The sequence below is a fragment of the Prevotella aurantiaca genome (assembly GCF_015262605.1).
In the GTDB taxonomy this organism is placed as follows: Bacteria; Bacteroidota; Bacteroidia; order Bacteroidales; family Bacteroidaceae; genus Prevotella; species Prevotella aurantiaca.
Window position 1 is genome coordinate 1 of record NZ_JABZSJ010000079.1, and the last position, 9,720, is coordinate 9,720.

General features: G+C 37.0%; 6 protein-coding genes and 1 pseudogene. 5 read left to right on the forward strand and 2 right to left on the reverse strand.

Annotated elements, in window-relative coordinates; genetic code table 11:
• Positions 1–187: 187 nt before the first annotated feature.
• From HXN26_RS10880 to HXN26_RS10360, 3 genes and pseudogenes are all read left to right on the forward strand, one after another.
• Positions 188–313: pseudogene (locus tag HXN26_RS10880) on the forward strand (TetR/AcrR family transcriptional regulator); the annotation flags it as partial.
• A gap of 414 nt (positions 314–727) precedes the next feature.
• Positions 728–976: a hypothetical protein gene (locus tag HXN26_RS10355; RefSeq protein WP_273161136.1), complete on the forward strand. Its 249-nt coding sequence runs from the start codon at positions 728–730 to the stop codon at positions 974–976.
• 28 nt (positions 977–1,004) lie between these two features.
• A complete protein-coding gene (locus HXN26_RS10360; RefSeq protein WP_273161140.1) occupies positions 1,005–2,447 on the forward strand; it encodes a leucine-rich repeat domain-containing protein in 1,443 nt (480 codons plus the stop codon).
• A gap of 321 nt (positions 2,448–2,768) precedes the next feature.
• Here the strand turns inward: HXN26_RS10360 and HXN26_RS10365 are convergent, their stop codons facing one another.
• Both HXN26_RS10365 and HXN26_RS10370 read right to left on the reverse strand, forming a co-directional pair.
• A complete protein-coding gene (locus HXN26_RS10365) occupies positions 2,769–4,430 on the reverse strand; it encodes a S41 family peptidase (protein ID WP_273161141.1) in 1,662 nt (553 codons plus the stop codon).
• 136 nt (positions 4,431–4,566) lie between these two features.
• Positions 4,567–5,052: a hypothetical protein gene (locus HXN26_RS10370; protein WP_420541280.1), complete on the reverse strand. Its 486-nt coding sequence runs from the start codon at positions 5,050–5,052 to the stop codon at positions 4,567–4,569.
• 194 nt (positions 5,053–5,246) lie between these two features.
• Between HXN26_RS10370 and HXN26_RS10375 the strand changes: the two genes are divergently transcribed.
• On the forward strand, positions 5,247–6,896 hold the full coding sequence (locus tag HXN26_RS10375; RefSeq protein WP_273161138.1) for a glycosyltransferase: 1,650 nt from the start codon (positions 5,247–5,249) through the stop codon (positions 6,894–6,896).
• 65 nt (positions 6,897–6,961) lie between these two features.
• Entirely contained in the window at positions 6,962–9,520 is a 2,559-nt protein-coding gene (gene glgP / locus HXN26_RS10380; RefSeq protein WP_273161139.1) for an alpha-glucan family phosphorylase, read from the forward strand.
• Positions 9,521–9,720 lie beyond the last annotated feature (200 nt).

Consider the following 9,720-nt stretch of genomic DNA (forward strand, 5'->3'; position numbering starts at 1 on the left):
AATATATTACACTGACAAACAATTAGTTAGATATTTACTGAATATCCCTAATTAAAATAATTTCCCTAAAATTGCACTTAGAAATACAGTTCAAACGTTCTGTTTTAAGTCTAGTATAATGAAATTTTGGAACATCTATAGGTAAAGAAAGTACAAAGTAAAAGAAATATTATCCTAACGAATCGTTAAGTCTATTTCTTCTATTAGAAATCTCTATCTTTGATTGTCATAAAGAAGTGCCTTAAGTAGCCAGCTATCAGTCTCTGAATTAAAAAATCAGATAGACACAATATATTATTCACTAACCAAATAAAATTATGATGGAAAAAAGCAGTATTTATAAATGGAGTGTTGGCTCTCTCTAATTCCCCTATTGCCAACGAGGAAATAGAAGAAATATATTGGGGAATGTGGAGGAATAACCTCTCGTGAAATTACTTTGACAAAGGGAAAATGGTTTATAAATCTAACCTATGTCGGTAATGTGGAATCAGCCACAATCTATATGGTTTTGAAAGAATTTATAAGTTCAAAAGAAATAAGATGAGGAAAAAGTTACTTTTTCTTGTACCGAAGAGTAGCAGACTTTCATACGAAACAGAACTGCCTTCAAGTGATTAGCTAATTTTTTTGCTCGGATTTTTTGCAAGAATATTAAAATAAAGTTATAGTAACATGAATAAGCGTGTATATTAACACGTTATTGTCTAATTTAATACTAAAAGCTATGGAAAAGAAAATTAAATTTTTATTCCTATTGCTTTGCTGTTTGATTAATTCACCAGCAATAGCACAACAAATGCGTGATGTCTCAAGACAGGAAGCCTTATCCATTGTCAAAATGTGTTTTAATGAACAAGATGTGGATTACTACCTCTGTGATGACCCTGTTCTTAATGTAATGAGTGAAGGCGAAAAACTCTCTTTCCTGCAAAGCAATTTCGGTAACGGGAATGCTCTTTCCCTGTTGCCATGATTTTTTAATATAATACTTTGAAGTTATGATGAAAAGATTTTATTATTTGTTTGTGTTTTTGTCCTTTATTCTCTTTTCCTCTCAAAAGGTATATGGACAAGCCTCTTTCTTTGATGCTCACGTGAGCAAGTATGGAGAGTTGGAGCAAGTATTGGGTGATAAATGGGACAAGATAGATTCATTAATTGTACATGGTCCAATCAATAAAGCCGATTTTAAGACAATTGTTCGTTGTGCGAGAGATGGCTCTATGCGGATTGTCAATTTGCAATATGCACAGATTGAGAACAATAAAATTCCAGACTTTGGATTTGTTGATAGGGATAAGTCCAGATTTGGAAACCATTTGGATATTCGCCGTATTATTCTTCCCGATAATATTACTGAGTTTGGTGAATATGCATTTTATGGATTAACATTGGAAACAATCAATATTCCTTCCTCGTTGAGAAAGTTGGGAAACAATTGTTTCGATGAAAATAGATGGCTCTCGGTGAATCCTTTGATAATTCCTGAAGGTGTTACGGAAATTCCAACCCAATGTTTTCAATTTTGTTACAAGCTCAAGAAAGTTGTTTTGCCTTCCACTATCAAAACTATAGGAATATTAGCATTTTTCGATAGTTTAGTAGATGATATGAATTTTCCAGAAGGCTTGGATAGTATCGGATATTTAAGCATGCATGGTGCGCGACTTACTGAAGTTGTCTTGCCCAAGACTATAAAAAAGATAGGATTTGAAGCATTTGGTTCTAACAGTAAATTAAAGAGAGTTGTTTTACCGGAAGGGCTTACAGAGATTCCTGATAAATTCTGTTGTTCGTGTATAGAGCTAGAACAGACAGTAATTCCAGAATCTGTAACAAAAATTAATAAGGAAGCTTTTGAGGGTTGTTTAAAACTTAAAACCAATTTGCCCCCAAAACTTAAATGGATTGGTGATGGTGCTTTTAGTTCTTGTAGCCTTGACTCCATTGTTTTCCCTGCTACGATGGAATACATCGGAAAAGAAGCTTTTGAGGATTTAGAGAAACTAAAAAAGATTTATTCTATGTCGCCAATACCGCCCGTTTGTTATTATGATCCTATGGTTAATTTCGGTGATGAATCATTTGGTGGATCTACTCCTAGTGATATTCCCGTTTACGTTCCCATCGGTTCAGGCGAAAAGTATCGTGAGGCTTTCGGTTGGAACTACTTCACGAACATCATTGAAACAGATAAGTTCCCAACCGGAATCGTTTCGCCTAAGATGGGCAAAAACGAACAATGTAGGGTATATGGAAAAGACAACGAACTCGTAATAGAAATTCCTAATTTGCTTTCATCGCCTATTCATTATTCCATTTATAGTATAGATGGAACCATGATAGAGCAAGGCAACCTGATAAAGTCTTATACATTAAGAATGCCTGCAAAGGGAGTTTACATTGTACGTGTTGGAAATACCACACATAAAATATTTATGTAAGTGTACAATCATAAGAAGTAGGAATTAAGTTGGTTTTTCCAGTCTGCTTAAAAAGCTCTTTTGAGGAATAGAAGGAGTTTACTTTTAGTGAGATGAAACTAACTTTACTTTTAGTGGTAGTCTGGAAATTATATTTACTGCTTCTAAACTTTTACCGGACAGCAATAGTAAAAAAGTAAGAAAAAGGGCTGAAATCCAAGAGAGGATTTCAGCCCTTAATTTTTTTATGTGCAAAGATGTCTTCCTGTCTGTCAAATATCCATTATGCCGAGAATTGCAATATTTGCTGAAAAGATTAAATTATGATTTCAGCACTTCGCCTTAATGATGTTTAGGCGTTAATATCTTCTTATATTCTTGCGGATTTTCGAGCAACTTTACAGCTTCTTTCCATTGTTTGTCGAATTGTAAACTATTGGCCATAGCACCTTTTTGGAAATAGTAGGCAGCTACAAGGTCGGCTGTAATAAGCTGTTTAATTGTTTGTTTGTTGTGGTCAAGTTCTTTTGCAAGGTTATGCTGAAGTTTCTTTTTCAATGCTTCAAATTCAGGCTTAGCATCATCATAATAGCCTTCAAACTTAGCAATGTCCACAAGATTCTTTATAGCCTTTTCGCTTTGTCGGTCGTATTTAAAACCACTCTTTATTACTGCAGATTTGAAACTCTCGTAGTCAGCATCAGAAATAATAAAGTTTTTAGCTTCACCGATATTTGGGTGTTGTTTGATATATTCAAGTTCCCAGTTCAGCATTACTTCTGTAGAATCCATACCAGAACTTACAAGATAGAACGCAATGTTAGGAAGAGAGTCGGGAAGTATCTTTACATCTGGGTTGATACCGCCACCATCGCGAACGATTCTGCCATTAGCAGTGCGAAATTCTTTTGTAAGCGAATCAGGAACGTGCTCTACATAACCTCCGCGACTATGTTTGTAGTTGATGGCTTGAATACATCTACCACTTGGAATATAGTATTTGCTTGTTGTAAGTTTTAAGTTTCCGTTGTAAGGTAAGTCCATTGGCGCTTGAACCAAACCCTTGCCATAGGTTCTACTTCCCATAATAACAGCGCGGTCTAAGTCTTGTAAGCTACCACTTGTAATTTCACTTGCACTTGCCGATTCACCATTTACCAATACAATTATAGGCATAACGGTATCAATTGGTTCAACAGTAGTTTTGTATTCACGATTAGCGCGCTGCAATTTACCTTTGGTATTAACGAGTGTAAGGCCTTTAGGCACAAACATATTCACAATGTTTATGGCTTCTTGCAAACTACCTCCACCATTATTGCGTAGGTCGAAGACAAGCGATTTCATACCCTCCTTTTTCATTTCCAAGAAAGCACGGCGAACATCTTTCGAACAATCCACGGTGAAAGAGTTTAAGTTTAGATAGCCTATACCATTTTGCTGCAATCCATAATAAGGAACTGCAGGCATCTGAATAGACTTTCGAGTAAGCTTAAACTTCATAATTTTGCCAGTAGAGGGTCGTTTTATCTTTAATAAGAAAGAAGTTCCTGCATCGCCACGCAAATGGTCGCTGACATAGCTTGTGCTTTTCTTATTCATTGACGAGTCGTTAATAGATAATATAATATCTCCCTTTTTAAGACCAGCTTCTGCGGCAGGCATATTTTCGTAAGGTTCGTCTATTACTACATTCTCCAACTTTAAGTTGTATCTTATCAGTGCACCGATACCTGCATATTTGCCAGAAATCATCATGTCAAGTTCCTTAACTTTCTCTTCAGGATAAAAAACAGTATAAGGGTCGAGCGAACTTAACATAGCGTTAATGCCGTTACCAATAACTTCGTCGGCATTCAGCGTATCTACATACATCATGTCAAGGTATTTGTAGATAGCAGAAAAAGTCTCTAAATTCTTTGCAACTTTAAAATTGTGGTCTTTGTCAGACTTACCTTGTGCAAAGGTATTTGTTTGCGCTACGCATGTGAATATACATAGCATAACAAGCAGTTTCTTTATCATTCCTTTATGTTTATAAACGATTTTGTATTTAAGAATAAGTGCAAAATTACACTATTATAATGAAATATGATTGAGAAAAGGCATTAAAATGCTTCTAAATACGTAAGATTGATGACTATTTGAACAACATAGTTTTAGGAAGTTTTACCCACTTGTTGTTTACTGCAATGTTGATGGTGCTGCCTTTTCCCTGTTTGAAAGTATAAGTGCCATCAGCATTGTACGTAAGTGTTGCAATAAGGTCCTCACTTCCATAGTCGTTGATAATGGTAAGTGTGGCTGTGTTTCCTTCAACTTTTACATCAGAAATAATCCACTTTCGTGAATCTCGTACAGCACCAAGATAGCCTGGCACTTCGCCAAACAACTTTTGATTAGGCACTAAGATATTTTGTTTATAGAAATCTATTTCAAGCCAAACTTGATATTCTTTATTCTCTATACGAGTTTTAAATATAGTTGTGTCGGCAGGATTATCTTGCTGGCACATAGGGACAATTGCTGCAAACAATTTTGTAGATGTATTTGCAGTAGCGGTAGTTGGCAATACTAAAAATAAACCCAACGTAAGTACCGATAATATAATAAGTTTTACTTTCATAATACTTGCAAAGATAATTCTTTTTCTTCTTTATTATAGCAGAATAACTTCTTCTTTTTTAAAGTTTAAATATTTCATGGCTTAAAAACGTGATTTATATCAATTTAAAGGTTATAACTTCTAAAATAATTGTTTTGCTTGTCAATGTTCGGTTTTTTATCGTACCTTTGCAAATATTGACAAGATGTAAAAGGATGTTTCTGGATTTTATTTTTGAAGCGAGTTGGGAGGTATGCAACAAGGTAGGTGGTATCTACACCGTGCTTTCTACACGTGCAAAGACCTTACAAGAGAAGTTGCGAGACCGCGTAGTTTTTATAGGTCCCGATTGTTTTAACGGAGTAGAAAATCCATACTTCATCGAAGACAAAAAGCTTTTCAAAGAATGGGTAGCTGTTGCCAAGAAAGAAGGTTTGAAGTTAAAAGTTGGACGTTGGAATGTTCCAGGAAGTCCGATAGCCTTTTTAGTAGATTTTGAAGCTTATTATGCCAATAAAAATGAATTTTATGGCGAACTTTGGCAACGTTATAAGGTAGATAGTTTGCATGCTTATGGCGATTACGATGAATCAGCGATGTTTTCTCTTGCTACTGCAAAGGTTGTGGAGAGTTATTATCGCTACTATTTGAGTAATTGCAAGAACGTTATATTTCATGCCAACGAATGGCAAACGGGTTTTGCAGCTTTAGTTTTGCAGTATAATGTACCGGAAATAGCAACGCTCTTTACAACTCATGCAACAGGAATAGGACGCAGTATAGCTGGTAACAACAAACCACTTTATGGTTATTTGCAAGCGTATAATGGCGACCAAATGGCTGGAGAGCTGAATATGGAAAGTAAACATTCCATTGAAAAGCAAACAGCACATCATGTAGACTGTTTTACAACGGTAAGCGAAATTACTGCATTAGAGTGTAAGGAACTTTTGGATAAGCCTGTAGATGTGGTTTTACCAAATGGTTTTGAAGACGATTTTGTACCAAAAGCAGCTACATTTACTAAGAAACGCAATGCAGCACGTAAGCATTTATTGTATATAGCAGAGGCTCTTACTGGTACAAAACTTGATAACGACACGCTCATCGTATCTACAAGTGGCCGTTACGAATTCAGAAATAAAGGTATCGATGTATTTATAGATGCAATGAATCGCCTGAACCACGATGAAGAACTGCAAAGAAATGTCGTTGCTTTTATAGAAGTTCCAGGGTGGGTAGGGCAACCTCGTGCTGATTTGAAACAACGTTTGGCAAAAAAGAGTGTTTATGATACAGCATTAGAAATGCCAATTATTACACACGAACTGCATAATATGGACAGTGATAACGTGTTAAATATGGTGCGTCACTTAGGTATAAAGAATGCTTCGGACGACAAGGTGAAGTTAATATTCATACCTTGTTATTTAAATGGTAACGATGGTATCGTGGATATGCCTTATTATGATGTGATGTTGGGCAATGATTTATGCGTTTACCCATCATATTACGAGCCATGGGGATATACTCCTTTAGAAGCAGTAGCGTTTAAAGTTCCTTGCATTACAACCGATCTTGCAGGTTTTGGCTTATGGGCAAATCAACAGAAAGGCAAATGTTGTGAGATAACAGATGGTGTAAAGGTAATACATCGCACCGATGACAACTATTCAGAAGTGGCAGATGGTATCAAGGATACCATTAAAGAATATGCTGCAATGGATAAAAAAACTGCCGATAAATGTAGAATAAATGCACAAAAGCTATCGAAAAAAGCTTTATGGAGCGAGTTCATACAGGCTTATGAAACTGCTTATGATATTGCAATCAAAAATCGCAATGCAAGAGTAAGCGTAAAGTAACTTCGACAGATAAATTTAAAAGCAATAATTAACGAATAAAATATAAAAACAGAATAGGTAAAATTATGAAAATTAAGTCTGATTATTCAAATGAACCTCAATGGAGAGAGGTGAATGTAAAGTCAAGTCTTCCTAAGGAATTGGCTTGTCTGGACGAGATAGCACACAACCTTTGGTATGGTTGGACACACGAAGCACGCAGCCTTTTTACTCATTTGGACGAAGAGCTTTATGAGAAAGTAGGCCACAATCCTGTATTGTTGCTCGAACAATTGAGCTACGACCGCAAGGCAGCTATTGTAAAAGATAAGGACCTAATGAAACGTGTCAAGAACGTTTACAAGATGTTCACCGACTATATGAACGTGAAACCCAATGCAAAACGTCCTTCAGTAGCTTATTTCTGTATGGAATTTGGTCTTAACCAAGTGTTGAAGATCTATTCAGGAGGTTTAGGAATGCTTGCTGGTGACTATCTTAAAGAAGCATCAGACTCTAATGTTGACCTCTGTGCAGTAGGTTTCTTGTATCGTTTCGGCTATTTCCGTCAGAGTCTTTCTATGGATGGTCAGCAGATTGCAAAGTATGATGCACAGACCTTTAATTCCCTTCCTATCGAGCGAGTACTTGATGCTGATGGCAACCAAATGGTAGTTGATGTACCTTATAATAATTATATGGTACACGCATTGGTATGGCAGGTGAATGTAGGACGTATAAAACTCTACTTGCTTGATACAGATAATGAAATGAACTCAGAGTTCGACAAACCTATTACACACGCACTTTATGGTGGTGATTGGGAAAATCGTATCAAACAAGAAATATTATTGGGTATTGGTGGTATCCTCACTTTGAAGAAACTTGGAATTAAGAAAGATATATACCATTGCAACGAAGGTCACGCTGCACTTTGCAACTTGCAACGTCTTTGTGACTATGTTGAAGAAGGTTTAACTTTCAACGAAGCAATGGAACTTGTACGTGCTTCTTCACTTTATACCGTTCATACTCCTGTACCAGCAGGACACGACTACTTCGATGAAGCACTTTTCAGTAAGTATATGTCTGGTTATCCTGCAAAATTGGGTATCAACTGGGACGAATTTATTGGAATGGGACGTACCAATCCAGACGACCATAGCGAACGTTTCTGCATGAGTACCTTTGCTTGTAACACATCTCAGGAAATCAACGGCGTATCTCGCTTGCATGGTTGGGTAAGTCAAAAGATGTTTGCTCCATTGTGGAAGGGTTATTTCCCAGAAGAAAACCATGTGGGCTACGTTACTAATGGTGTTCACTTCCCAACATGGGCAGCAACTGAATGGCGCAAAGTTTACAACAAATATTATGATAAGAACTTCATGGCCGACCAGAGTAATGAAGAAATTTGGCATGCTATATACAATGTGCCAGATGCTGAAATCTGGGAAACACGTATGGCATTGAAGAAGAAACTTATTAAATATATCCGCGATAAGTTCACACAGCAATGGCTTCGCAACCAAGGCGATCCAGCAAAAGTGGTTTCTATCCTTGAGAAGATTAATCCTAACGCATTAATGATTGGTTTCTGTCGTCGTTTTGCAACATACAAACGCGCACACCTTCTATTTACAGACTTAGAACGTTTGGAGAAGATTGTGAACAATCCGGAACGTCCAGTGCTCTTCTTCTTCTCTGGTAAAGCTCACCCTGCTGATGGTGCTGGTCAAGGATTGATTAAGCGTATCTTTGAAATTTCACGTATGCCACAGTTCCTTGGTAAGATTATCTTCCTTGAAGACTACGATATGGAACTTGCACGTCGCCTCGTTTCAGGTGTTGATATTTGGATGAATACACCAACACGTCCATTGGAAGCCAGTGGTACATCAGGCGAAAAGGCTGAAATGAATGGTGTTGTGAATCTCTCTGTGCTTGACGGCTGGTGGGTAGAAGGCTATCGTGAAGGTGCTGGATGGGCATTGCCAGAAAAGCGTACTTACCAAAATCAAGAGTATCAAGATAAACTTGACGCTGCTACTATCTACAGCTTGTTGGAGAATGAGATTACTCCATTGTTCTTCAACAAGACAAAGGGCAAGACATATTCAGAAGATTGGGTGAAGATTGTAAAGAATTCTATCGCTACTATCGCACCTCATTATACTATGAAGCGCCAGTTGGACGACTATTATACTAAGTTCTACTGCAAGCAGGCAGAGCGTGCTACTAAGTTACATGCTAAGGATAACCGCCTTGCAAAGGAAATAGCGCAATGGAAAGAAACTGTTGCTGAGCGCTGGGATAGTATCAATGTTGTGGAAAGTAATTTTGATTCGTTGTACAATGCTGTTACAGGCGAGGTTACAACTCTTACTTATACTATTGACGAACAAGGTCTTCAAGATGCAGTTGGTTTGGAACTTGTAATGTTACACAGTAATCCTGTTGATGATGTAAATATTCATAAGGTACTTCCATTCAAGCTTGTGAAGAACGAAGGTAATCTTTATACCTTCCAATTAGACTTCGATGCTTCTGATGCTGGTGCTTTCAGATGTGCTGTTCGTATGTATCCTAAGAACAACTTGTTGCCACATCGTCAAGACTTCTCATACGTTAAGTGGCTCAACTAATCGGTTACTGACACATAATATACACCTAAGCCCCCTCTTGAATAAGGATTCAAGAGGGGGCTTTGTTTGTCAGGTAGGTAATGTAAGTAGTCCTCCCTTAAAAACTTAAGATTCTCCTGATTCATAGTATATTATCCTGTAAATAATTTGCTTATATCTGCAAGTTTTTGTACCTTTACATTATAAATCTTGCAGATATT

What these genes read in the sequence shown, in the direction of transcription:
- HXN26_RS10375 (WP_273161138.1), top strand. Translation starts at nt 5,247, where the DNA reads ATGTTTCTGGATTTTATTTTTGAAGCGAGTTGGGAGGTATGCAACAAG.
- HXN26_RS10360 (WP_273161140.1), top strand. Translation starts at nt 1,005, where the DNA reads ATGAAAAGATTTTATTATTTGTTTGTGTTTTTGTCCTTTATTCTCTTT.
- HXN26_RS10365 (WP_273161141.1), bottom strand. Translation starts at nt 4,430, where the DNA reads ATGCTATGTATATTCACATGCGTAGCGCAAACAAATACCTTTGCACAA.
- HXN26_RS10355 (WP_273161136.1), top strand. Translation starts at nt 728, where the DNA reads ATGGAAAAGAAAATTAAATTTTTATTCCTATTGCTTTGCTGTTTGATT.
- HXN26_RS10370 (WP_420541280.1), bottom strand. Translation starts at nt 5,052, where the DNA reads ATGAAAGTAAAACTTATTATATTATCGGTACTTACGTTGGGTTTATTT.
- glgP (WP_273161139.1), top strand. Translation starts at nt 6,962, where the DNA reads ATGAAAATTAAGTCTGATTATTCAAATGAACCTCAATGGAGAGAGGTG.